Annotated in this window: 24 protein-coding genes and 2 pseudogenes; 2 read left to right on the top strand and 24 right to left on the bottom strand. The window is 41.6% G+C overall.

Annotated features, from left to right (window positions below):
* Positions 1–12: 12 nt before the first annotated feature.
* The 3 genes from RS891_RS07770 to RS891_RS07760 form a co-directional block, all read right to left on the bottom strand.
* Positions 13–948 carry a carbohydrate ABC transporter permease gene (locus RS891_RS07770; RefSeq protein WP_315794966.1) on the bottom strand — a complete coding sequence of 312 codons (936 nt, stop codon included), beginning with the start codon at positions 946–948 and terminating at the stop codon, positions 13–15.
* Between the two features lie 78 nt (positions 949–1,026).
* Positions 1,027–2,328 carry an ABC transporter substrate-binding protein gene (locus tag RS891_RS07765; RefSeq protein WP_315794965.1) on the bottom strand — a complete coding sequence of 434 codons (1,302 nt, stop codon included), beginning with the start codon at positions 2,326–2,328 and terminating at the stop codon, positions 1,027–1,029.
* A 418-nt stretch (positions 2,329–2,746) separates the two neighbouring features.
* Complete coding sequence (locus RS891_RS07760; RefSeq protein WP_113051437.1) at positions 2,747–3,871, bottom strand: GntR family transcriptional regulator; 1,125 nt, start codon at positions 3,869–3,871, stop codon at positions 2,747–2,749.
* Between the two features lie 57 nt (positions 3,872–3,928).
* On the opposite strand from RS891_RS07760, the pseudogene RS891_RS07755 reads away from it, so the two are divergent.
* Positions 3,929–4,106: pseudogene (locus tag RS891_RS07755) on the top strand (transposase); the annotation flags it as partial.
* A gap of 140 nt (positions 4,107–4,246) precedes the next feature.
* Here the strand turns inward: RS891_RS07755 and RS891_RS07750 are convergent.
* From RS891_RS07750 to RS891_RS07675, 16 genes are all read right to left on the bottom strand, one after another.
* Positions 4,247–5,425 (bottom strand): IS110 family RNA-guided transposase, encoded by a 1,179-nt coding sequence (locus tag RS891_RS07750; protein WP_315792330.1) that lies wholly within the window; start codon positions 5,423–5,425, stop codon positions 4,247–4,249.
* Positions 5,426–5,731: 306 nt separating this feature from the next.
* Positions 5,732–7,003: a Gfo/Idh/MocA family protein gene (locus RS891_RS07745; RefSeq protein WP_315794964.1), complete on the bottom strand. Its 1,272-nt coding sequence runs from the start codon at positions 7,001–7,003 to the stop codon at positions 5,732–5,734.
* Positions 7,004–7,045: 42 nt separating this feature from the next.
* Positions 7,046–8,671 (bottom strand): type 2 periplasmic-binding domain-containing protein, encoded by a 1,626-nt coding sequence (locus RS891_RS07740; RefSeq protein ID WP_315794963.1) that lies wholly within the window; start codon positions 8,669–8,671, stop codon positions 7,046–7,048.
* Positions 8,672–8,712: 41 nt separating this feature from the next.
* On the bottom strand, positions 8,713–9,597 hold the full coding sequence (locus tag RS891_RS07735) for a carbohydrate ABC transporter permease (protein WP_113051434.1): 885 nt from the start codon (positions 9,595–9,597) through the stop codon (positions 8,713–8,715).
* 15 nt (positions 9,598–9,612) lie between these two features.
* The gene (locus RS891_RS07730) at positions 9,613–10,575 is read right to left on the bottom strand and encodes an ABC transporter permease (protein WP_113051433.1); all 963 of its coding nucleotides are present in this window, start codon (positions 10,573–10,575) and stop codon (positions 9,613–9,615) included.
* Between the two features lie 611 nt (positions 10,576–11,186).
* Entirely contained in the window at positions 11,187–12,230 is a 1,044-nt protein-coding gene (locus tag RS891_RS07725) for a LacI family DNA-binding transcriptional regulator (protein WP_315794962.1), read from the bottom strand.
* Positions 12,231–12,494: 264 nt separating this feature from the next.
* Complete coding sequence (locus RS891_RS07720) at positions 12,495–12,878, bottom strand: RidA family protein (RefSeq protein ID WP_315794961.1); 384 nt, start codon at positions 12,876–12,878, stop codon at positions 12,495–12,497.
* A 76-nt stretch (positions 12,879–12,954) separates the two neighbouring features.
* Entirely contained in the window at positions 12,955–14,442 is a 1,488-nt protein-coding gene (gene nhaC / locus RS891_RS07715) for a Na+/H+ antiporter NhaC (RefSeq protein WP_315794959.1), read from the bottom strand.
* 39 nt (positions 14,443–14,481) lie between these two features.
* Positions 14,482–15,651 carry a MalY/PatB family protein gene (locus RS891_RS07710; RefSeq protein ID WP_315794958.1) on the bottom strand — a complete coding sequence of 390 codons (1,170 nt, stop codon included), beginning with the start codon at positions 15,649–15,651 and terminating at the stop codon, positions 14,482–14,484.
* 36 nt (positions 15,652–15,687) lie between these two features.
* Positions 15,688–16,371, bottom strand: coding sequence for a helix-turn-helix transcriptional regulator (locus tag RS891_RS07705; RefSeq protein WP_315794957.1), 684 nt, complete (start codon positions 16,369–16,371; stop codon positions 15,688–15,690).
* Between the two features lie 225 nt (positions 16,372–16,596).
* A complete protein-coding gene (locus RS891_RS07700) occupies positions 16,597–16,944 on the bottom strand; it encodes a VOC family protein (RefSeq protein ID WP_064639821.1) in 348 nt (115 codons plus the stop codon).
* A gap of 229 nt (positions 16,945–17,173) precedes the next feature.
* Positions 17,174–17,683, bottom strand: coding sequence for a tetratricopeptide repeat protein (locus RS891_RS07695; RefSeq protein ID WP_113051426.1), 510 nt, complete (start codon positions 17,681–17,683; stop codon positions 17,174–17,176).
* Positions 17,684–17,740: 57 nt separating this feature from the next.
* Positions 17,741–18,460: a ferritin-like domain-containing protein gene (locus tag RS891_RS07690; protein WP_315794956.1), complete on the bottom strand. Its 720-nt coding sequence runs from the start codon at positions 18,458–18,460 to the stop codon at positions 17,741–17,743.
* A gap of 181 nt (positions 18,461–18,641) precedes the next feature.
* A complete protein-coding gene (locus RS891_RS07685) occupies positions 18,642–19,409 on the bottom strand; it encodes a nucleotidyltransferase domain-containing protein (RefSeq protein WP_315794955.1) in 768 nt (255 codons plus the stop codon).
* Between the two features lie 192 nt (positions 19,410–19,601).
* Positions 19,602–19,985: a nuclear transport factor 2 family protein gene (locus tag RS891_RS07680; RefSeq protein ID WP_315794954.1), complete on the bottom strand. Its 384-nt coding sequence runs from the start codon at positions 19,983–19,985 to the stop codon at positions 19,602–19,604.
* 82 nt (positions 19,986–20,067) lie between these two features.
* Positions 20,068–20,577 carry a GNAT family N-acetyltransferase gene (locus RS891_RS07675; RefSeq protein WP_315794953.1) on the bottom strand — a complete coding sequence of 170 codons (510 nt, stop codon included), beginning with the start codon at positions 20,575–20,577 and terminating at the stop codon, positions 20,068–20,070.
* A gap of 646 nt (positions 20,578–21,223) precedes the next feature.
* On the opposite strand from RS891_RS07675, the gene RS891_RS07670 reads away from it, so the two are divergent.
* Entirely contained in the window at positions 21,224–21,931 is a 708-nt protein-coding gene (locus tag RS891_RS07670; protein WP_315794952.1) for a CAP domain-containing protein, read from the top strand.
* Between the two features lie 213 nt (positions 21,932–22,144).
* Here RS891_RS07670 and RS891_RS07665 read toward each other — a convergent pair.
* The 5 genes and pseudogenes from RS891_RS07665 to RS891_RS07645 form a co-directional block, all read right to left on the bottom strand.
* Positions 22,145–22,672 (bottom strand): annotated as a pseudogene (locus RS891_RS07665) (AAA family ATPase).
* Between the two features lie 230 nt (positions 22,673–22,902).
* A complete protein-coding gene (locus RS891_RS07660) occupies positions 22,903–23,232 on the bottom strand; it encodes a low molecular weight protein tyrosine phosphatase family protein (protein ID WP_315796229.1) in 330 nt (109 codons plus the stop codon).
* 332 nt (positions 23,233–23,564) lie between these two features.
* Positions 23,565–24,479, bottom strand: a complete 915-nt coding sequence (locus RS891_RS07655) for a phosphotransferase (RefSeq protein ID WP_315796227.1) — start codon at positions 24,477–24,479, stop codon at positions 23,565–23,567.
* Between the two features lie 309 nt (positions 24,480–24,788).
* Complete coding sequence (locus tag RS891_RS07650; protein WP_056700842.1) at positions 24,789–25,166, bottom strand: retropepsin-like aspartic protease; 378 nt, start codon at positions 25,164–25,166, stop codon at positions 24,789–24,791.
* Positions 25,167–25,409: a hypothetical protein gene (locus RS891_RS07645; protein ID WP_056700840.1), complete on the bottom strand. Its 243-nt coding sequence runs from the start codon at positions 25,407–25,409 to the stop codon at positions 25,167–25,169. It lies immediately after the preceding gene.
* Between the last annotated feature and the right edge of the window lie 70 nt (positions 25,410–25,479).

Raw genomic sequence — 25,479 nt, 5'->3', positions numbered from 1 at the left:
ACTTCCTCCTCCTTATTTCCCTTGATAATGAACCCAGCGTTTAGACGTAATAAAAATAATTCCGGTTAATGCCATAACGATAATAAATAAGATCCAGGCCATTGCGGAGGCATAACCCATTTTGAAATACCTGAATCCGTTCTCATATAAATACATGACGTAAAAAGTCATGGAATTTGCAGGAGTTCCTTGCCCTTTGGTCAACGTATAGGGAAGAGTAAACTGTTGAAATGCACCGATCATTCCCATAACAAGGTTATAGAAAATAACGGGAGTGAGCAAAGGCAGGGTTACCTTTCTCGTTTTCTGAAACCAGTTAGCTCCATCGATCTGCGCTGCTTCATAGTACTCATCAGGGATGTCTCCTAATCCAGCAAGGTAGATGACGACGGCTTGCCCAATACCCCAAAGCGACATCAAAATGAGCGAAGGCTTGGACCATGACTCACCACCAAGCCAAGAAGGCCCATCGATACCGATATTCGCTAACATCCCGTTCACCAATCCGAAGTTTGGATGTAACAGCCACATCCACAGAACAGCCAAAGCCACTTGTGGAACAAGTGTAGGCAAGAAAAAGATCGTTCTGAATATAGCCATCCCCTTGACCTTCATATTCAACATCATAGCGAGTGCCACACCAAAAAATATACTTAATGGAACAAAAAATACGGTGAAATAAAGCGTGTTGTATATGGATTTCCAAAACAGAGGATCATGAAATAGATCTATATAATTACTCATTCCGACAAATTCACCAGGCTGCAGAATGCTGTAAGTAGTGAAGCTGAAGTAGATGGACATTAGCATCGGAATTGCATAAAAGCATAGCAGCCCTATAACCCAAGGTGAAGCAAACAGCCACCCAATCACGTTAGTTCTGTGGAGTGCTCGTTTCCTTGCCGATGGAATTGCGTTTACTTGAACTGAATCGACCAGTTTCGCCATGTGCATTCTCCTTCCAATAGTCATTCATTAATAGGCAAGGAGAGAAAGGTTCGCTTCGCTCCCTGCCTACCGTGCACCCTATTTGTCGTATTTTTCTAAAGCCTTATTAATAGTCTCTGTTACTCTATCCAGGTTCTCTTTCGGAGTACCGTTTCCGCGGGTAGCCTTTTCCGTAGCGGAAGCTAACTCATTCCACAACAGCTGTCCTTCAGGAATAACTGGCCGGTTGTGTGAATTGGGCAAAATATTAATAAATTCCTTCATAATCGGATCGTCCTTGTAACCGTATTTGTCGTTAACCGAATCGATAACGGAAATTTGAGAGTCAGCGTTTAATAATGTTTGCCCCTCTTCTTTCCCTAAGAATTCGAGGAATTTCCAAGCAGCAGCAACGTTCTTGGCGCCTTTAGGGATAATAGCGGACCCGCCTCCCGACCATGTCGTAAAATTAGTACCTGTTGGGGTCGGTATTGGTGCAACACCGTAATTTAAATCCGGCTTAAATTTTTCGATACCCTTCACCGTGAAGTTTCCACTTATCTTCATGCTGACTTGACCGGAAATGAACGGATCCATTTCCTCCGTGCCAGCTGCGCTTGTGAATCCGGCAATATCCTCGACGTTGTATTTTTTGCCGAAGTCGGTCATCCATTGCAGCGCTTCAACGACTTTAGGATCATTGGCGGTAATTTTGCCGGTGGCAGCATCCTGGAATTCTCCTCCAAATGTCCATCCCCAAGTATACAACCAGCCTTGCGAATACCATGGGATGAACCCGATCCGTTTGAAACGTTTACCTTCCTTGATGGTTAACTTTTCGGCGGCCGTTTCAAGCTCGGCGATCGTTTGTGGTGGCTTGTTGGGATCCAGCCCTACTTCTGTGAAATGATCCTTATTGTAAAATAGCAGGCGAGAGTCCGTATCCATCGGCATTGCATAAAGCTTTCCTTGATAACTGGACTCCTCCCAAGCAAATGGATAATACATTTCCTTAAGAATTCCAGATTCTGCTGCCATCGAGGATAAGTCAGTCAAAGAACCTTGCGCAGCCCAAGTACCGACCTTAAACCGGTCAAAAAGTGCAACGTCAGGAGGATTGCCGCCTGCGACTGCAGTCAGCAGCTTCTGATCGGATCCCTCGCTGGATTCTGTATAAACCAATTTCATTTTGATGGTAGGATTTTTCTCTTCAAATGCCTTCACGACTTTATTCAAATTATCTAAATCAATGGAGGTAAGACCATGCCACATCGTAACCGTTGTATTCCCCTCTCCGGCCTGATCGCTTGAGTCCCCCTTCGTTGAGCAAGCGGTTACAAGTAGTGACATAGCCAGAAAGTAAACAAGAATTGGAAATGCGAATTTTTTGGATCTCCTCATTCAAAGTCCCCCTTAAGTTAAATTAATTAGTTTAACTTGAATTCCTATAAAATCCACTCCATGTTCTGATCAATCCACATTTTATGTAAGCGTTAACAAGATTGGTGATATGAACTATTAAAATCAGAAAATGATGAACGAAGTGAATTTTTTATAAGAATTCTGCTGGCTATACTAATTATACTAAGTATATTAATATGACATCATAAACCATGTCAATTGCAATATTACGACACACTTTACAAATACAGACCGCATCTAGATGGAGTTTTTCTTGCGATATCAGGTCATGAAGGTCCATGCTTCGAAGTTTATATTTCTGATATCAAAAAAAGTGCCGATAAGCCCCTGGGGACTTCTCGACACCTTGAACAATATCCTTGATTTTGTTGAGCTATGCTTATCGCTTATATTAATCCTACCTGTTATTTTTCATGACCATACGATGTTCAATAATGTTCAGCTCGGGAACTGCTGTTCCATGCAGCTGAGAGATTAGCATATCCACTGCTAATTCACCCATCTGCTTCTCATCCTGCTTAATATGTGTGAAGATGGGTTGACCCAAGTGATCATTCAGGGAGTCGAAACAAACAATCTCGAATTCCTCCAGAGATTTCCCCATCGAGTGGATGACTTGAGCCAGCATGGTAGCTATTAGAAATTCCGACGCGACAAACGCCTTTACATCAGGGTTTTGTTTCAAAAAATGCATTACTGTTTCTTTATCACTTTCAATCGCTGTTCCGTTTATGTTCATGGGAAGGGTGCCCTTCAAGTTCGTCAATACATAATCTTTGTTCAAGTTCATTCCTTCTTGGGTGAAGGCAAACGTATATCCGAGCAGCCTTTCCTCCAATGTTGAAGTGTTCTCTTCCGGCGGAGATAAAAAGGCAATTTTTTTGTGACCTTTGCTAATCAGATGACGCGTAAGATCCATGGCTGCTTTCTTATTGTCTGTGTACACCGAACAAACCGGAATTCCTTTTAGATATCTATCGACCAAAACAATTGGAAACCGATCTAATACAAGTCGAAGCAGCTCCGAATTATAGTGTTGACCATGAATGGGGGTCACGATTAATCCTTTGATGCCCAAACCAATAAATAAGTCGATCGCGCGTTTTTCCTCATCCCGATCCCCGCAAGTTCGCTTGATAATAAGTTGATAATTATGCTCAGCACTCCGCTTTTCCATCGATCTAAGAAGTTGTAGGCCAAACTCGTCAGAAAAATTCGGTATAATAAAACCGATCAACCGTTTATCATCCTCAGGCACCAAGGTCGTTTTTACCTCTGAATAGTGCTTCGGTTCTTGTCCTCCAATTATACCATCGGACACATATGAACCTTTTCCTTGTATTCGTTTAATAACCCCGGAATCCGCCAATTTCTCCAAAGCCTTTTTAGATGTAATACGACTGACGCCAAATTTTTCAGCCAACTCTTTTTCAGAAGAGACTCGGTCTCCTTCTTTTAATCGACCTTCTTTAATCTCTTGTACAATAGAGACATATATCTGCTCGTATAAATGCAATTCCACAAAACCACCCTGACATCATAATATTAGTATACTAAGTATATTACACAAGAAGTAATTCGCAAAGTTACTCAGATTACCGGCGAACTTCTGTGGCATGGCGTTTTCCAAGTCTATTGTGTCAGACCTCTCCTTACAGTTAGACCCCCTGGCAGGGTCATGGAATAACTGGCCCTAAGTCGACAGCCGATTCCCGTTTATCTTAGTGGATGCGATGGTATTGAAGGTCCGTGAAGAAAACTCTCGAACCCCAAACGAACAAAAACCAGCTAATGTTTGTCAAGCATTTCAGGTTGGATGAGTTCTCTTTTCGTGTTATACTTTTTTCGACCAACACGAATAACCTCCACGGCCATGGAGGTTTTGGTTAAATATGGATTACGCTTGGTAGGGCTGCCCCTTCTGCAAGATGGCGAAAATGTGATGCAACAGCTTGTTCGCGCAAGCGATCACAACCACCTTGTAGGGCTTGCCCTCGTTTCTTTTTTTCTCGTAGTACGAATGGATTCTTGCATTTGCATTCTTCCGCATTCCGCATTGCACCGCTAAATACAGCGATCGTCTGAGCCTTTTAGAGCCTCGTTTCGTGATTCGTGTACTGGTCGCTGTGAACTTTCCTGAACTGAAAATCCCTGGGTCAAGGCCTGCAAACGCCACAAGTTGCTTCGCATCACTAAACTGTTTTACATCACCTAGTTCAGCTACAATAGCTGCCGCCAATTTCATTCCAATTCCCGGGATGCTTTTCACAAGTTCAACTTCGGGTAGGCTTGCCGCTATTTCCTCCATTTGCTTTTCGAGCCCCTCCAGTTGCCCGATTATTGTCAGCAATAACGTGACCATCCCGAGAAGAGCCTGGCTTTGAGACGGACTACGCCGAGTTTTTTTCCAGTCACACAGCATTTCCTCCAGTTTTCCGACTTTTTCAATCGCCCACTGCTGGGAACGAGATTTTCGTGTGCCTCCTTGAATAATTTCAATCCAATCCGCTGTACCTTCCTCTAAACAACGGGCTAGTATCGTCAATGACGTTACCGAAAACACATTCGAAAATAACCCTTCGTACCTCGGAAACACTTGCTCCAATAGGGCTCTACTGTTCAGTTTTGCCTGCACAAAGATTCCTGTAACGAATTCATGCTGCCGTGTCAAATGTTGCAACTCCGTATACGTCTCATCCCAGGTCCGGTGCGGCTTCACGTCGCCACGGTAGTACATCTCTGCCAGATGCCAAGCATCCAGTGCATCCGTTTTGACTTTGCGTAGCTGGGCTCCCTTGGCTCGTTTGGACTGCAACGGATTCACCATATAGTAGGTGTAGCCACTTCGTTCCAAGTACGAAACCAATGCGCGATGGTAATGCCCTGTCGCTTCCAGAACCACCACGGGCGCCAAGCCCGTTTCGGCCTGAAGCGTGTCTAGCATGACCGAGAAACGTTCGAATCCATTCTTTTCATGTATAATCTCTACTGCTTTGCCATACGGTTCATTTCTCTTCCTAAACGCTTGAACTACACTCGAACCTTTGGCAACATCCACACCGACAACAGGTTCCATGTCCTCACTCCTTATCTTTTGTTTCGCCGGTCCTTTTCCACGATGGTTCCAAACCCATAGCTTCGCTTGTTATACGGGGTCAACTGCCCCTACCAGCCCAAACATGGTCTTTTGGAGGTCGTGGGAGAACTGTTTTTGTTACGAGGTCCTAGCCCCTAAAGCCGCCACGTTCTCCCGGCTCCCCCCATCGTAAAACGACCACAAAAAAAGGCCAACCAGTAATTACTGGCTAACCTGATAATACGAAAAAGCCGTCCCTCAAAATATATTCATACCTTGAGGGGCAGCTTATCGATACACTGCTGATTATTTAGATAGCTCTTCCTTCACCATAAGCTGACGGGCATATTCATTCAAATCGATAGACTCGCCCCCGTTCAGCCGCGACTTTTCAGCTGCGAATGCGATCAGGTGACTCCGGACGGAAGCTGCAGCCGATGTCAGGCTTTCCTGGCCGTTATAGTGACGCACCTCATTCATAAAATTCCTCACAATGCCGCTGTCTCCCCCACCATGGCCGCTGGTTTGAGAAGGGATTGTGATTTCTGTTTTTTGGTTCGTCAAAAAGTCGTACACGGTAATTTGATCTTCCTCACCACGAAGTTCTCCTTTCGTCCCCATGATCTGGATTCTACGTTCCTGCTCAAATGTAAACCCGCACATACTGAACATGGCCGTAGCTCCACCTTCAAATTCCATATTCACGACCTGATGATCTACCACATTATTGTCACTCCGGTATACACACCGACCGTAATCGGTATCACGCAAGCCCTGTATGATATTCGGCTTCGTCAGCTCCTGTGTAAAATGTCCTGCCCAACCCCTGAACTGTTCACTCAAATAAAATCTTGGTGCAGAGTACGCGCAGGTTGGTTCTACAGCACAATCCAAGCATCGATCAGCGGAACCTTCCGGTGCATTGCCTTCATGAAAATGTTTAAGAGATCCGAACGAACTGACCTTGAGACAAGGCTGATCCATGAGCCAGGATAATACGTCCATATCATGGCAAGACTTGGACAGGATCATCGGGCTGGATGTGTTGGAATTGTTCCAATTTCCCCGCACAAAGCTGTGGGCAATATGCCAGTAACCCACGTTCTCATTCAGCTGAATGGAGACAATTTCTCCGATACGCCCTTCTTGTATCACCTTCTTGATTGTATTCCAGAACGGTGTGTACCGCAGCACATGGCAGATCGTCAGCAGCCGGTCATTATCTCTGGCCGCTTGTTCCATCTCAAGACATTCCTTTGGATCAGGTGACATCGGCTTCTCCAGCATGACATGATACTTCTTATCTAAAGCCTGCATGGTTGGGCCATAATGCATTCTGTCCTGCGTACAAATAACCGCAATATCAGCCAGCTTAGGTTCAGCCAACAGGGGCTCCCACGACGCATAACAGTGTTCCGGCGGAATCCCGTGCTTCTCAGCAAATCTTGCTCTTCTCACTGGATCAGCTTCGGCAACCGCAATGAAGGTAAGCTCATGCGGATAATCAAGTGCATAGGGTGCATAACCACCCGCTCCCCTCGCACCTGCTCCAATCAGGACTGCTTTCATTTGACTCATATTTGTTCACTCCTTTATGATCTGAAATCTACAGATGACCTTCTAATCGGCTTGGGTATAACGGTCTGCTGCTGATTGATAGATGGCTACATATCGTTCTACACCCATCTTTTGGAGAGCTGCCACATACTGATCCCAATTGTCAAAGGATTCATTTCCAGTAATGAATTTGTCACGCATTTCATCTACATACGTTTCAATATCCGTCTGGAAAGTGGTCAGATCCCGCTGCTCTTCCTGCGTGAAATTAAATGGAGGCCAAATTTGATCTTGTGGTAAGATGTGAGACTCTGCTTTTTTGGCATTTTCAACCGAAGTTGGCAGACCTTCAGCACCCTTGAAGTATTTCTGCTTCACAAAACCAGGGTAGTATCCACCCGGCCAGATCAGGTATTGACCTACTGCCTGGTCCAGATTAAGGCCATCCGGGTTGTTTTTGATATTGTCGACATAGTCTACGTTACCGTCTGCGTCTTCTTTATACGTCTCATCTTTCCAGCCCATGAAGAATGTCTTGATGCCCTCATCGCTGTAGAAATAATCCATCCAGCGAATCATGGCCTCTGGATTTTGGGCTTTATCTGTCAGTACAAACATCCCGATATTACCGAGTGGAGAACCATAGGCGTTGTATGTCTGATCGCCATGAGGACCCTTCAGTACGGGCATGCCAACATAACCTTGCTGATTGTATATCGCAACCGGATCGACATTATCCACGACTCCGATCAGGCCTTCCATACCCTTAGCATCCACTTCGGTACTCTTAACAGATACAATATCCTGCTCGAGCAATCCGTCCTTGTAGAGCTTATTCACGAACTGCAGCAGCTCCCTGTATTGGGGATCGGTTGGAATAAAGCGTACTTTATCCGTCTGAGGGTCTGTATCAATGTTAATGTTGGAGGTGCCATGATTATTCAACCCAAATGAACCTCGCAGGTAGTTCACCACACCATTCGTTCCCACCCCGCCCCAAGCAATCTCGTCCTTTTGCCCGTTGCCGTTCGGGCCCTTTTCTTTAAAAGCTTTCAACATAGTATAGAAGTCATCTAATGTCTGCGGTTCCTGCAAACCTAATTTATCAAGCCACTCTTTCTTCACCCAAGGTGTTCCGTACAGAACCGACTTAAATTCCGGATCATACAAGGTTGGCAGCCCATATATATTGCCATCTGGCATCGTAATCCCTTTGCCAATAACCGGATACTTCTTCATTAGAGCCTTAAAGTTAGGCGCATATTGGTCGATCAGATCATTTAGAGGAATGAATGCGCCCTGCTTGCCGTATTTAAGCAGATCCGATCTGGAAAACGCCGATGCGTAGAACATCTCCGGGTAAGCGCCACCTGCCAGCAGGAGATTGCGTTTTTCCTTCAAATTATCCTTCTGCACCGTATCCCACTGGATATGAACATTGGACATCTTCTCATACTCTTTCCAGAGTCTAAGATTATTCCAGTCCGCATTGGCAAAAAACTTTCCGGCAAATCCGCTCACTGTAATGGTGTCATTGACGATCGGAAATCCGCTCGCATTGACTTTGCCATTGGCAGCGCCTTTATCCTTGCTACTTCCCGAATCAGCATCCTTGGAATTGCACCCGGCCAGCATCGAAACAGACATCATACAAACCAGAGCGATACTTCCCCACTTTTTGAGCGTCATTCTTATTCCTCCCTTTGTCCCATCGTTATCCATACAAGGAATCATCCCTTAATGGCACCAATCATTACGCCTTTAACAAAATATCTTTGCAGGAAAGGATAAAGCAGGAGCACCGGTATGTTGGCAACGACGAGTACAGCATATTTGATCCCTTCCACTTCCCTTTGCTGTTTAATCGCAGACTCGGTTGACATTTTGACCATATCGTTCGTCTGCCCTTGAATCAGAATTTCCCGCAAAATGAGTTGAAGTGGAAACTTGTCCTTGTCTGACAGATACAACATTGCGTTAAAGAAGGCGTTCCAGTGCCCAACAGCATAGAACAGAATCGTCACCGCGATAATGGGCATGGATAATGGCAGGATAATCCGGGTTAACGTTTGGATATTGGAGCAGCCATCAATCGTGGCCGCCTCATGCAACTCATTTGGAATCGATTGCTGGAAGAATGTCCGCATAATGATGATGTTCCAGATCGAAACGGCATTCGGAATGATCATGACCCAAAATGTGTTTAACATGCCAAGGTTTTTGATTAGCATATAGGTTGGAATTAGTCCGCCACTGAAGAACATCGTGAAAACAAACAGGGCCATGATGGCATTGCGGCCTATAAAATCCTTTCGAGATAGCGGATATGCCGCCAGAATCGTCATAACGAGATTAATCAGCGTCCCCACTGATGTATAGATCAGTGTATTGGTATAACCTCTGAGGATATCTTTGTTCTGAAAAATCTTCTCGTAAGAATGGAGATTGATTCCCTTGGGCCATAGGAACATTTCACCACGCAGGACGGCCTGCGGATCACTGAACGAAGCACTTAACACAAAAACAAGCGGGTAGATTACGATAAGCGTAATTATAATTAACAAAAAATGGTTAACTATATTAAAAATACGATCTCCTCTAGATTCAACAAGCATGCATCAGCAACTCCCTTACCATAGGCTCGTTTCACTCATACGTTTTGAGATCTGGTTAACAGTAACTAATAAGATGAAATTGATGATGGAGTTAAACAGACCAATTGCCGCCGAGAAGCTGTATTCAGCATCTTGTATCCCGCTCCGGTAGACGTAGGTAGAGATAATGTCCGAGGTTTCCAAATTCAGTGTGTTCTGCATCAGCAGGACCTTCTCGAAACCAATACCCATGATGCTTCCGATATTTAAAATGAACAAAATGATAATTGTCGGCATAATACTCGGTATATTAATATGCCATATCCGCTGCAAGCGGGTTGCCCCATCCACACGCGCTGCTTCATGAAGTTGAGAGTCCACGCCGGCTAATGCCGCCAAATAAATAATTGAGCTCCAGCCCATGGTCTGCCATACATCCGACATCACAAACAAGGTCTTGAACCAGGATGGTTCAGACAAGAAATTAATGGGATTGCCACCAAACATACCAATGAAGTGATTAATGATTCCGTATCGCGGCGATAAAAACATCATCATCATGCCTACGACCACGACAGTTGATAGAAAGTGCGGCGCATAGGTTATGGTCTGAACAAATTTTTTAAACTTTTCCGCCCTTACCTCATTCATCAGAAGCGCCAAAATGATAGGTACTGGAAAACCTACCGCCAAGCTGTACAACCCAAGACCAAGCGTATTTTTAATTAATCTCCAGAAGTAATAACTGTGAAAAAAACGTTCAAAATGTTCAACACCGATCCAGGGACTTCCCCAGATTCCCTTCGTTGCAATGAAATCCTTAAATGCGATTTGAATGCCATACATCGGCAAGTACTGAAAGACAATGTAATAAGCAACAACTGGCGAGATTAACAAATAAAGCTGCCAATTTCGTAAAATGGGGTTCCACTTTTGACGTCTTCTTCTCTTCTTTTCATGTACTGCATTCATTGCAGGTTGTACAGTTGTATTGGCCATGAACATCCCCCCTGGAGTTGTCACTACAATTCTGCCTGGCAAAGTGTCTTTGTGTTAAATCACCAGCGTCCTAACGCTGCTAGAAGCAGTTCCCACCTTTCTTTCATGATTTCTAAGATTTGATTTAAAGTACTTATATGTTAGAAGTTGTTACACAAAGTGAGTGAAGACCGTTAACAGATGACTTCACTATCTAATGCAAGGAGGTTTTTTGGATATATATTTGGATATTTATTTGGTTTAATTTTGGTAACAGTTTGGAATATATTATATGTAAATTGGTAGGTATTAGTTTGGATAATAGGTTATAAGAGTTTTAGAGGATTCTTGTTTATTTTATATAAACATTGATTTAAAGGGGATGAAAGCGCAATCATTAATTTGGTTTAAGATATGATCTTAGCTGCTGGCTAAATCCAAAATATAGAAAATAAATCCAAACGCTTAATTTCATACATCATAATATAGCCCACAGACGGTTGTCAAACATTTTTTTGGCTTAATTTGGATTTCATTTGGCTAAAAACAAGAAAAACCCACGCGGATGCATCCTCGCAGGATTTATATTAAAGTTATCGGGTTTTATATGTAATATAATATCACACAACTAACTAGTCATTTGTACGATCATAAACAGATGATTCCCGTACAATAAGGGTGCTAGGCAACAACACTTTATGCAGAGATGAATAACGTCCTTCCAGATAATCGTTAATTAATTGTGCCGCCACTTTGCCGATCTCATATTTGGGAACTTGCACGGATGTCAGAGGTGGTGTCGTATACTGCGCCATAGAAATATTATCCATGCCCACGAATGCGATATCTTGAGGAATACGGCCATTTTGTTCAACCACTGCCCGCATGGCAGGAATAGCGAGCATATCACTTGCACAAAAAATTGCCGTCGGCCAATCAGACTTGGGCGTCTTGGTCAGGAGATCCGTCAGTCTGCTGTAGCTGAGATTCACATTCCAGTTGGTGTTGATAATCCAATGTTCATTCAGATTCAGGTTTGCTTCCAGCATGGCAAATTTATAACCGACATACCTTTCTTCGCTCTCTATTTGTTCCGAATATGCGGGGCCACCGATAAACCCAATCCGGGTATGGCCCTGCTCGATCAAATGACGGACTGCTGTGCGGGCAGAAAATATTCGGTCACAGTCAACGACCGGTACATTAAGCCTTTCGTCATTGAGACTTACACCCAGTACAGTGATATTCTCTTGCTCAAGCATCTCAAACAATTTTTCATCGTACCAGCTGATTGCGACTATACCTTGAGTACCCGTTTCCTGAAGCATCATCTTTATCCGTTCGGTGTCACCAAGTTCTTCGCAAGTGCGGACAATTGCTGGAGGCAGCCCCAGTTCCGTCATTTTAACGTGAAAACCAGTCAGTACCTGTGCAAAGTACGGATGATCATCCATCAAAATCTGTGGCACGATACAAGCTATCCGTTTGGCTGAGGTAATCTCTTTGCCAATGGATTTGGTGGATTCATCCAAATTGTATCCCAACTCAAGAGCAGCTTCTCTAATTTTTCGCTTTGTCCCTTCATTGACCGGTCGATTGGTATCATTGCTGATCGCACGCGAAACCGTTGATATGGATACGCCTACACGTTCTGCGATATCTTTTAATTTTGGCATTACAGCACCTCCCCTTGCTCTCTTCATTTGGAGCCAAAATTTATGTTTAGCAATGATCATATCATAATATTGTAATATTTTGGCGTCAATTAAACAAGCCCAGAGCGCTTATGAGGAGCGTCGGAAGGCTTCAGTCTCTCCTGTTAAATGGTCATAGACCACGATGTTCGGGCTGGAGAACCGCTCAGAGGAACTGTCGCCCTTGGTTTGACAATCTGTCCGATAAAAAAGCCCCCGGTTTCCCGGAGGCTCATCGAATCCTAGTTATTTTACCGCGATCACTTCAATCTCCACAAGTCCGCCCTTCGGCAGCTTCGCAACCTCAACGGCACTACGTGCCGGATAAGGCTCCGCAAAGAAAGTAGCATAGACTTCATTAACCGTTTGGAAATCGTTCATGTCTTTTAGAAATACCGTCGTTTTCACTACATGCTCCATGGCATAATCTGCCGCTTCCAAAATTGCCTTCACATTAGTTAGCGATTGCTTGGCTTGCTCCGATATAGAATCCGGAAACTCTCCTGCTGCATTCATTCCAAGCTGCCCGGAAGTAATCATCATATTCCCAAATTGTACAGCCTGTGAGTAAGGACCGATAGCACCTGGAGCGTTTGAAGTTGCAATTGTTTTTCTCTCTTGTTTTGTCATAGAAATTCTCTCCCTTTATCCACGCATTAATATGCTTTTTTTCTGTTTTCACAAGCGAGGGGTGTGATCCCCCCTCTTATAATGATTTAGCTGCTTTTGCATCATCATATTCTTTGAGCATTTCCTGCTGCTGCTCCGGAGTCAGCTTGGTGATTCCAAAGCCTGTGAAACCCCATATGATCGCAAAGATAATACCTGTCCAGCAAAGGACTGCCCAAGGCAAATATGCCAGAGTTGCGACGCCAAGAGTACCAGCCATATAAGCCCCTGCTGCTGTCCACGGCAAGATCGGTTCAATAATGGTAGCAGAGTCCTCAATGGTTCGACCCAGGTTCTTCGGATGCAGTCCGCGGCGAATGTAAGCCTCTCGCAGCATTTCACCAGGCATCAGGATCGATACCTGCCCATTACTTGTTACACCAATCATAGTCAGACCGGTAGCAATTGTTGCCAAAATCAGCGATCCTGTCGAATGCACAAATTTAAGGATCTTACCTACAATCAGTTCCAGAGATTTGGTCAACGAAATGGTACCGGCGAACGTAATAGCACAGAAACAGATCAACAATGTACCCATCATGGAGTTCATCCCACCGCGATTCAGAAGGCGAGGAATATCCGGAATCACAGCAGCTGCATCGAAGCCTTGAATGTGAACCATAGCTACATCGAAGCCGTTAATGACGGAAGTAATTACATCATGCAGTGTAAACCCTTGAAAGATCATACCGTTCGCCATCGCTACAACAGAGGAGATTAACATAACCGGGATTGTAGGCTTCTTGCGAATCGACCCATACAATACGATCAGTACCGGAAGCAGTAATAGTAAATTCCAGTTGAACACTGTACTTAAAGTATCCATAATCGTAACAACCTTCTCAGGAATAGCCATATCCGAGCCACCGCTATTAAAACCAGTGATCAAGAAGACCGCTCCAGCCACGATAAATGATGGGACCGTCGTATACAGCAAATGACCTATATGTTCATACAAGTTAACTCCTGTTGATAGCGCTGCCAAGTTTGTTGTATCTGATAAAGGGGACAGTTTGTCTCCAAAATAGGCACCAGCTACGACTGCACCTGCAACAGCAGCCAGATTCGCATCAAGGCCCGCTCCTACCCCCATAAATGCTACGCCGATCGTACCTGCTGATCCCCAGGAGGTTCCTGTACATAAGGAGACAATGGAAGTGACAATGAATGCCGTAATCAGCAAAAATTGCGGATTAATAATATCAAGTCCGTAATAGATCATCATCGGTATCGTACCGCCGATCATCCAGGCGCCAATCATAAAACCGACAGTAATCAGGATCAAGATAGCCGGCATGGTCTTTGCGATCTTTTGTGCGATGGAATTCATAATGTCGTCATAGTTGTGACCCAGCTTAATAGCGATGATTCCCGCAACTACTGTAGATATAATGATTAACGGCTCAGGCGGCAATTCGAATAGAACATATCCTAAACATAACAGTAAAACCATAGTAACAATCGGTAATAAAGCTAAAAACAGAGTAGGTTGTTTAACCGTCTTTTCCTTATTTGGCGTAGCCATTGTAAGGTTCCCCCTATCGATGATGTAAGAAGTTATCTGTTACTTTAAAGGGTAATTGCTGGCCATTCGCTCAAAAGCCTCTTGCAATAGTGCCCTGGGAGCACCGAGATTCAGGCGAATAAATCCTTCGCCATCCACGCCAAAGGACGAACCAAAACTGACGCTAACCCGGCTCTTTTGTTGAATCCATGCCATTAAATCGCTTTCATTCCTGCTAAGGGCCGTACAATCTACCCACAGAAGGTAGGTTCCTTCTGCCCTCACGATTTTAAGTTCAGGCATATGTTCAGCAAAAAAATCTTCCGTAAATGAAATATTGTCCGTAATATAAGATCGAAGCTCGTTAAGCCAATCATCACACTCCGTATAAGCCACTTCCAAAGCAGGGATGGCAAAAAAAGTAGGATTATGAATACCAGCTTGTCGTAACCCCAGTTGGAATCGCTCTCTTAACTGCATATTTGGGATCACAATATTAGCGATTTCAAGACTTGCTAAGTTAAAGGTTTTACCTGGCGAAGTGCAAATAATGGAACGCTCCGCAATCTGCTCTGATAATTTCGCGATAATCGTATGTTCATGTCCTTCGTGAATAAAATCGGCATGAATGTCATCCGATACGAGCAGTGCATCATAACGGATGCAGAGCTCGGCTATGCGTTCCAATTCCGCTTTTGTCCATACACGCCCGGTCGGATTATGTGGAGAGATTAAGAGAACAATCTTGACCCCTGCACTCATTTGGCGCTCCATATCATCAAAATCGATTTCATATCGTCCATTACTAAGTACCAGCCGACTCTCTACGAGTTTTCTATCGTTGATTTCAACAGCATTAGCGATAGGTTGATATGCCGGAGTATGCATCAAAATTCGGTCACCAGGTTCTGTGAGTCTCTCGATTATAATCGATACGGCCTGTACAATCCGCGGACAGAACACGATCCATTCTTGCGGTACATCCCATCTGTAGGCTTTATTAAGCCACTTCTGGACGACCTCATAATACGGAGGGAACGCATCGGTATATCCGTAGATTCCATGCCGTGCCATCTCGCTCACCTTATTCACGACTTGAGGAGGCGCTTGGATATCCATATCCGCAACAGAGAGAACGATCATATCGTCCCCCAAGCTGTTCACTACCCCGTCCCACTTCGCGCTATTGGTGCCTACTCTGCTAATCACTTGATCAAAGTTATAGCTCATGTATCTCACCTTCTTGTTTTCCATCTGGATTTCTGTTTATTTCAGCTTTTGTAAATAGCGATATACCGTAGGTTCAGATATTGATAAAGAAGCTGCTACCTGTGAAACCCCGCCTTTCAGTAAGAAAACTCCAAGCTCGTTTAATTCGCGGACAACTTCAATCTTCTCCTGCGATGACAAACGTTCCGGCGGAATTTTTAATTTGCCAATAACCGAAGTTATCATATGCTGCAGCAGATCATCTGCATTTCCCTGCAGGTACTCCGTTGTTTGCTTTTCTTCCTTGGTCTTTTCAGCAGCAGCAGCAGGCATTACATACGGGTTAGGTCCTCCTTGTAAAATATGTTGAACCCATTCAGCCGCTACTTCCATATGAGTAACGTCTATATTCAGGCAAAGCAGACCAACCAGCTTATTCTTATCATTCTTTATATAGTAGGTAGACGATCGGAAACTCTGACCGAATTTGCCTGACGCTTTGTAGTTGGCTATATACTGTTCCTCATGATACGCTTCCGATTTGAGAATTTTTAAGACAAGGTCAGTGGATGCATCGCCTACTTCACGTCCGCTAATATAACCGTTCTCAATAAAAACAATAGAGTGCTCCGGATCACTGATATCATGTACGACGACTTCACATTTAGGTCCTATAATTGCCGCAATAAATGAAGCGATCGGAAAAAATCTCTCAAGATACTGCCAATTCTCACTCCCCATCAATTTGAACACCCTTCTCTCATTCAGCAATGTATTTTTATTTTACAAATAATAAATTATTATCTTGATAAAATAGTATCACACTTATAAAACGCTTTCAACTTTTTTTTGTAGATAACCCTCATTTAAACAAAAAAAGCCTGCACGATCACTCCTGTGACCTGTGCAAGCTTCTCACTCATTTTCTCGAATATTGAGTCGATAACACAACTGAATTACAACGCGTTATTTTTCCCAAAGCTCGATCAGTCGACCCTCAGGATCTTCAATCCAGACAAACTTCCCAAATTCACTAATCTCTTGTTTCTTAACAAGAGGTACCCCAATATGTTCAAGATGTTGAATAGTCTCGTCTAGATCATGCACTTGGAAATTTAACATCACTTGTTGTTCTGTCGGAAAATAACTATCATTCTCCGGAAAGAAAGAAAAGATAGTTTCATTACCTGGTTCGGGTTTGATCACAGTTCCATTCCAATCTTCTATTTCAATCTTCAGCACATCACTGTACCATTTTTTTATCACTTCAAGATTCTTAGTTCTCCAAAAAATCCCTCCGAAGCCTTTTATCATCGTTTCCAGCTCCTGTCTATCATCAAATTTTAAATATCATTAGATTAGATATATCCCAAATCCAACAACCTTAATCCCCCAAAGGGCGCCCTCAACGCGCTATGGTATTAATTGATGTCAGACCTTCACGCATCAGCTGCATTTTACTACTCAGATTTGTTATCTTTCTCATTGCCGCGTTTAAAATTCCCAGTAATCTTTGCCATGACTACAACTCCCTTCTTAACACTCATCCCCAGGTTTCATCAAGATGTTGTGCATAGTATTGGATCGGTCTGCTAAAATACTGAAGTTTTTCATCTGAAGTTGTTTCTAGCAAATTAGCTAAAAGAAGTTCAGTCGATTCTTTGTATTTTCCCGTATTATAAAGAGAGATCGCCAGAAACACTTGAAGGCCTCTATGATCAGGGAACTCTTTTACACCTCGACGCAATGTTTCCTCTGCTTCCTGATAAAATCCTAAATATCGATATGTGCTTCCCAGACCAAGCAATGCTCTTTCAAGATCCGGCCCGGATAGTCCTTGTTCAATAGCTCGAACATAAAATGGAATGGCTTCTTTCCCTAGTCCTGAATTGTCATGAGCAACAGCCGCCTGAAAATGGATCTCCGCATCGTCCGGGTAAGTGATAAGCAAATCTAAAAGCATTGCACGCACTTCAGCAAGTATCGCTTGATCCTGCTTAGCTCGTCCCTCTTCGCGAAGTTGTATGGCCTTATCCAAAAGTTCTCTTTTCATTTTTACATTTACCTCTCTTTTTGAAATCTTGGATATAATGTTATCTGACGTAAACCTCTACTGTGCATTAGCTATAATCTTCTTTGTTAAGTTAAACTCATGACGACACTCATAGTAATAACTTTTGAATTTATATCCCCCAGCTTTAAATACAGGCTTATGTTGATACCACACTATAATTAGCGTTCCTTCAAAAAGGATTCTACGAAGGATATAAACTATTCTGTTAAAGAGAACGTTTCTATTTTGAGCAAATTTATAAAGTGTTTCGGATTGAAACTGAACATGTTTCTCCTCATCATTTAAAATCTGATTACATAAATCGATTAATATTTTTGATTTTGTAGATTTTTGCAAGGCTTTATAGTACAACTTAGCAATGATCTCAGCAGTTAATAGAACAATGACTGATTGTTCTAGACTCGCATATCGACGTAATCTTCTAAATACATTGTCCACCCAATGTCTACGAAGGAGCGGGATTCCCTGTACCTTCATAAATCTGCCCAGATCTCTAGCGTGCCTCTGTTCTTCTTTAATGAATTCTATAAGTGCTTCATAGTAATCCTGATCTTGTGTCTGATGTACATATTCTTGCGCACGTTTAATTAGATATTTACCTTCAGAGTTTTCTCCTAATTGAAACTGTTGAATTGACTTAATGATTATTTCTCTTTCATTAGTTGTTAATTTATAGTTGTCATCCCAATGAATATATTTGAGGTTTTGATTATTTCTCCGATAATATTGCACCCATTTCGAGAAAGTGATATTCATTATTTGCTCCTAAAATGTAATAGGTTTATGTCAGATAAACGTTTTGTATTGACGACGTCCTGGCCCCTTAGAGTCGCTGCTTATAGTTGTGAGGCTTGCCGAACACCTAATGCAGTAACGTCCCGACGGGTTTAGCGGGCTGGATGGGCTCACTCGCTTCTCAGAGTGACCCCGAGCAATGTTAGTCGAAGGAAGTTTTGGAAGCAGCCATTGCATTTAAGGCGTTCTCAAAATAGCTATATACTTCATCTGCAATTCCCAGAAACTCTTCAACAAGTACATCACTATCCAAGTAACAAGCATACAGATAATCAACTAAAGCGGAGTCAATCTCACAATAGTTTAATATGGCATTCTTCATCTTAATAATGTCATCTTGCCATACCCCTGTATCTTCTAGAACCAAAGAGTATAATGCACGAATTAATCTCTTAGAGTAACCTTTAATATATCTAGTTTTCATTGTGTTATCACTAGCATTAGAAAGTGAACGATGTACACGATCCACTTCCTCCTTGGTCTCTGTATTTAAGTCTAAAATGAATTCTGGAGAAATCATGATCGGGGGTACTTTTTCACCAATGTCATCCCCATGTATGCAAACACAAATGATCTTAACCCAAAAACCCCACTCATGTGGTTTACTTAATACATCGTCAATCGAGCAAATAATCGTATCGATCTTAGTTAGGACTTGATATTCTTCCAAAAGCCTGTCTTTAATATTTGACAATCTTTCGTAATCAATATCTTTGGGATTTGCACATACAATAGTAAAGTCTGCATCTGACTTAAAAGGTGTAGCCGTTCCTTTTGGAACTGAGCCACACATATAAATGCTATGAATCTTATCTTTAAATTCGTTAAGGATATGATTCACATACTTATCAACAAAATCCTTATATTCACTTTGTATTGCAATTCTATTTATAACTTTTTCTAATATCATATAGACTCCTCCTAAACTAAAAACTTCTTTCGACTAACGTTGTTGTATTCATGACGCTTGGCAAATGCCAAGTGTGTCCGGCAAGCCTCTGCTTCCCTGTAATGCTTCTGCCGAACCGATGGCGTATGCTCGATGCGTGAATATATTGTTATCTGATTTCAGGGTAATCTATGAATAACTTTCAATACTGTTTCAACTATGATCTTCAATCAGTATTAACTTCTTATCTTTCATTTGAAATATTGATTTCCCTTGAAGTTTTAATGTTTCTCCTGCCTTCATTCCATTAGGGAGATCACTGGACAATATTCCCTCATAATCAATGTCAACCTCTGCTTTATCTCCTGCGAAAATAATGTTCTTTATTACTTGACGCCTTTGAGAAAATACCTGAATTGACTGCTCTGCTAATGTGCGAAATTCCTGAATCCCCTTTGTTTCCAAATTCACTTCACCTTTAGAAATGTTTCGAAAATGAATATTTTCATTCAAAACTCCTACCATTCCATCAATGTTAAACGTGTTATATGCGCTCAGGTATTTTTCAATAAGATCTTTTAAATTTGAGTTCTCCAAGTCGAATCCCACTCCTAGATTTTGATATTACATATTTGTCCTGATTTTAGATAACGTTGCTGTATTCACGAATCTGAGAGGCTCAAACCTCATCAATGTTATCCCATTCATAAATTAATTCATTTAGAACTTTTCCTCCGATTATTATTTGAATTGATTTACATAATTTAGCTCCATAATGTTCATAGAAATATCGTGTCTTATTATCTTCTAGAACTTCAACAAATATCTTTTGATAGCCTAAGAATTTAAAATGTAGAAATAGTTGTTTAAGTAATTCTTTCCCTAAACCTCTTCCGTGATATTCCTTAAGTATGTATATAGATGTTAAATCACTAGAATTGGCTACTATATTTGTTTCTCTCTTCCAAGAATCTGCAAATCCAATAATTTCTCCTTCTGGGTTTTCTGCTATAACTACAAAATTATCTTCTCTTTCAATATTTTCGATCCATAATTCAGTTCTTTTTTTATATGATAGATTATATAAGAATTCATCTGGAATAATACCTTTGTAAGTTGTTCTCCAACTATCCACATGAACTTTTGCAATGCCTTCTGCATCATTAATCGTTGCTTTTCTTATTTGCATAATAACCACCTCATAAGATTAGTTAAAACGAATATTTCAAGCACTTAGCCATAACTGTATATAATGCGTAGCATTATACAGTTCCTATCTTGTAATTTATTTACGATGATTTCTCATAACTTTCTTGTATTCACGAAACGCCCCGGCCTTAGATAGCTCTTATCTTAGGCTGGGGCGTTTGTTGACTGAGATTTCTTCCATGATTATACATCTTTCAATCGAGGGACGATAGCCCTACAGCTTGAATACTGTGTTAAACGCAGTTTCTGACTTCATCGAATTATCAAATATTTGCTTTCAGTTTGTTTTATATGATGCAGCATATGGTTTATATTCCATAAAATTGTCTATTAGTTTGAATAGATTCTCCCAATTATCCATCGAAATACTCCAATCATCAGGAATCCCATTGAAAAGGATAACATTCATCCCGTGATGCATTTATGACCCGATATGGCCTTCTTTATCCATAACCATTCGCAACATGCTTTCCTCGAGACACAAAAAAAAGACAAGGCTATCTAAATGGTATCGATCATAAAAAAGTACTGGATAAGGAGAGAACCATATTAGGAATAAGTAAATGGCATACAGGAAAACATAAATCCGGGAACTTCATTAACTAACGGATCTAGGAGGTCGGCAAATGGCAAAGTTTTTCGTTTTGATAATATTATTATTGGTGGCAGGCTGTTCGTCCCATAACAATATGATGCAAAAACAAGTGACTCCTGAGCAAAAACAAATTTCAATTCATGATCATGCTGCTGCACCAAACTCTGTCCTCACACAGGCATCATCAACAGCTACATCTTGGCAAGAGAGATCTATTACAACAAAAGAAGCCCAAAATGGAATTCCATTGGATTTGTTGGATCTGGTTCGAACACCGGATGGAAGTCCAGTAAACCAGGCACCTGCAGGAAATCCTGAAAATAAGGAGCCAACAGGACAAGTACAGGAAGGTAAAAAAAATACTACGGATAAAACCGATTTTGAGCAGCAGGTTCTGGATCTAGTCAATCAAGAAAGGGCCAAAACAGGATTAAGTTCCTTGAGTAGGAATGAAGAATTGTCAAATGTGGCTATGGTCAAGGCACAGGACATGTACAACAACAGTTACTTTGATCATAATTCGCCAACACATGGATCCCCCTTCGATATGATGAAGGAATTCGGGATCACATATAATACCGCTGGAGAAAACATCGCAAAAGGGCAAACCACCCCTACCCAGGTTATGAAGGAGTGGATGAATAGCCCTGGCCACAAAGCCAATATACTGAATAATAGTTATACTCATATCGGTATTGCTTATTATAACAACACATGGGTCCAGGAATTTACTGGGTAGCGCCTTTCATCTCCCAACAATAAAGTATCAAAAACCCGCAATTTATGTCGGGTTTTTGATACTTACAGATCCTGCATACGCCACCAATTGTTTCTCTGTGAAAGATTCCGTGGGCAGTTTTCCAGCCCAGACATTTCCGAGGGCGACGTAGATACTATGTTATCCAATGGACTTGCCTTCTTGATTCTGCTTTCATCGTCTTTACTTTTGTTTTCATTCGTTTATGTATTCTTGGACTTTTGACAAGTATTCTGCGATTGGTTTCGATGAATCTACCACTATATAATTCTCTTCTTCTGGTTTTTTACTGTTTATTAAAGCTCTATAAAAGCCTTCTTCTGATGATGATGCTTCGATTTGACTCAAAAGTCTTTCTTGATTTTTAATCGATTTCGAATTAATTCAATGTCTTCGACATAACATTCCACATACTTATATTTCTTTTTGTGTTTTCTCGCTAATTCAAGCCCAGTTTCTAATAAATTGCTGTACAAACAAGGACTATCCATGATCACGCTATGTCCATTCGATAAATAATAATCCACCAACGACCAATCTATCATAGGACAGTTGTCCTATTGCTTTACCTTCCATCGTGTATCCTTGTGATGATAGCGATTTTAAGATTGCTGTTTTAGAAATGTCATGATCAACAATGACAGCCCCAGTTGTTTGGCTAATCTGTCTTGCTAATGTCGACTTTCCTGAACCAGGGAATCCTGACATCTGTAAAAAAAACATACATACACCTCTATCTTAATTAATAGTATTTGCGAGTCTTTCGGATAACGTTCCTGTATTCATGAACCCCAAACGGGTTGTCTGCTGAGATGCCTCTCCGAATCCCTTCTCGAAGACCAAAGCTCCATCGGAGCCGCTGCCTGAATATTAGTTTATAAGATGTCGGGGTCCCCCTTCAGCTACTTACAAAATGCTCTTTTTTCGTACTCAGTTGCTTTTGTTCTTAACTATTATTCTGGTACTTCAACGTATTCCGATACTCTAGATTTCAATATCTCTATTAATTCTTCATCCATATATTCATAATCATCCGGTATATTTAAGCATACCAAACGTTTGTTTATTAGTTTATTTGAGAATTTATCTTTAAGTCTTCTTACATGTTTTTTCTCCATTACAAAAATCATTTCTGCCCATCCAATGTGTCCTTCAGTGACTCTAATTCTAGCTCCCTCTTCTGTTCCAGCAGATCGCACTTGATATCCATTGTATCCATTAATAATCTTCTCTGCTGTTAAGCTGCGCCATTTGTTTCGACTACAAATAAATAGTAATTTAATGCTTCGTCACCTATCTCATATCTATTATTTTGTTTTATTATAGCACCTGAATTTAAGCAATTATCCCGATTTCTTATAATGTTCTTGCATTCACAATGTCGAGAGCCTAAGTGCAGTTGCACTTAGGCTCTCAGATGTGACCCGGCAATCGCTTCCTCGCCCGTCCCTACTTCCGGGACCAAGGGCCGTTAGGCCCGATGCGTGAATGCGAAGTTATCTAATGGAATGCCCCACTTCTTCGAATTACAGACAAGACGTCGACCCTCGTTATATTTTCAGAGATATTTATTAATCGAATCAACAATCGTTTTCTTTTTACGGAATGACAAATCTTAATCAGCGAGAGCACGTTTTATGTTCGCCTTTGCTTCATCAATTAAACTCATGTCATTATGATCAATTGCCTGTAGCATGATTAAAATGGGGATATATATGGCAATCAATCGAGCTAAGATCTTCGTTTCTTCATCAACTTCCCCATATACTTTGAAAAAGTTTGAACGCGCATCCGGTGGTAAAAAGCTATACACAACATTCAGGTCACAAGCAGGATGACCTATGTTGATATCTCCCCAGTCGATAATTCCTGAAATTATTCCACTCTCATTTACCAACATATTTTTGAAATGAAGGTCGCCATGAAGGAATGTATACTTTTGCTTCACTTTTTTAGTTCTAAGCTGTTCGATATAATTCGATAAAGCACGATACTCTTCATCACTTAAATGTAGTGCAATATCCGAAAGGAATTTATGCATCTTTTCTTTGCGCATCGCAAGATCAGTCAGATTTCTATGATCAAGTTTAACTCCATTTTCTTGGGCAATTTGCACTGGGAATGCATGTAAGCTTTTTAGAAATACCGCAAGCGTATTTGCTGAAAGTGCACGTTGCTTGTCAGTTAATCCGATTGGAAATTCTCCGGATAAATAGGAGTAGCCTAAGAAGGGTGCTGGATAACCATAATCCCCTACCCCAAAAAATAACGGGATCGAATAGGCAATGGAACAATATTCTTTAAGCTTAGGCAACATCTTTCCTTCCATCCTTAAAGAATTAATCGCAACTTCTCTTCTTGGAAATCGAAATACATATTCGATCCCGACAAGATAAACCGTGTTATCCCAACCATGTCCTAGTTTTCGTACGCTTTTTGAAGCTAATTGTGGGAACTGAGTGCTTATTAATTTATGCGCTAATTCTTCTGATACTTCCCATTCTGCATCCCATTGATTCGAACTTCCCATATTCCTCAATCGGCTCCTCCCTGGTAAATAGAGAATCTGCTCACCTGACCTTTGTTAAATAATCATCGCCATTAATATATATCAATAAGCAACAGGACGTTACGAATGTGGCTCCTTCAATTGTTTTGGGGCATTATTTCAGATAACGTTCCTGTATTCATGAACCCCAAAGGGGTTGTCTGTTGAAATCCCTCCTCGAAATCCATCGTGCAGACCAAGGCTCCAAAGGAGCCGCAGCTTTAATATTATGTTAAGTGATGTTTCAGTCTTCCTCGAATCACCACTCAATCCTCTTGCGTCTTTTATCTCTTATGAACGAAGTAATTTAAATTTCTTTAGATCAATATTAAATTTCCCTTCCATCAGTACATCCAGTCCCAAAAGTCCGTTAATGTTGTGATATTTAAATGAAGTAAAGTCTATGTATACATCCTTTAAAATGAAATCCCCTACCTGTATACCGTCGATTCGCTTACTGAAGGCATGCTCTTTACCTCCGATTCCGTAGCTAGTTATAATTTCATCTTCCATACTCACTAGTATCCCAATCTCATCCACTTCATCTTGTGAAATCAAGCTATGACTGGCTCCTGTATCGATCACGATGTTTGATATTACTTTCTTCTGCTCATTGAAATGGACTGTTATTTCCGTGAATAACAGCCCATCTCTATATTCAATATTCATTTAAAGATTTCTCCTTAATCCTATATTTTTCCGTACCTTCACAACGATTCGATCTTTGGAAGTATGGTAAACCAGAGTCTTGTCCCTACTGTTCAATAGTTCGCGAGTCGCTTCTTCATCACTGATCGGGCCAATCACGGCCACATCATCAATGATCTCTTGATTGTCTGTTTCTTCAGAATGAAGAACTTCAAATTTCACGAATTGATTTGGAAAAATCTGTTGAACTTCTTGCCATTTCATCATTGTCCCTCCTCTATTTTAATGGTTATATTATACCACTTCACAAGCCTATAGCTCTCACTGGAATTTC

Source organism: Paenibacillus sp. BIC5C1 (assembly GCF_032399705.1).
Classification (GTDB): Bacteria; Bacillota; Bacilli; order Paenibacillales; family Paenibacillaceae; genus Paenibacillus; species Paenibacillus taichungensis_A.
Note: the sequence above shows the minus strand (reverse complement) of the source record. Positions and strands in the feature narration are given on the sequence as shown.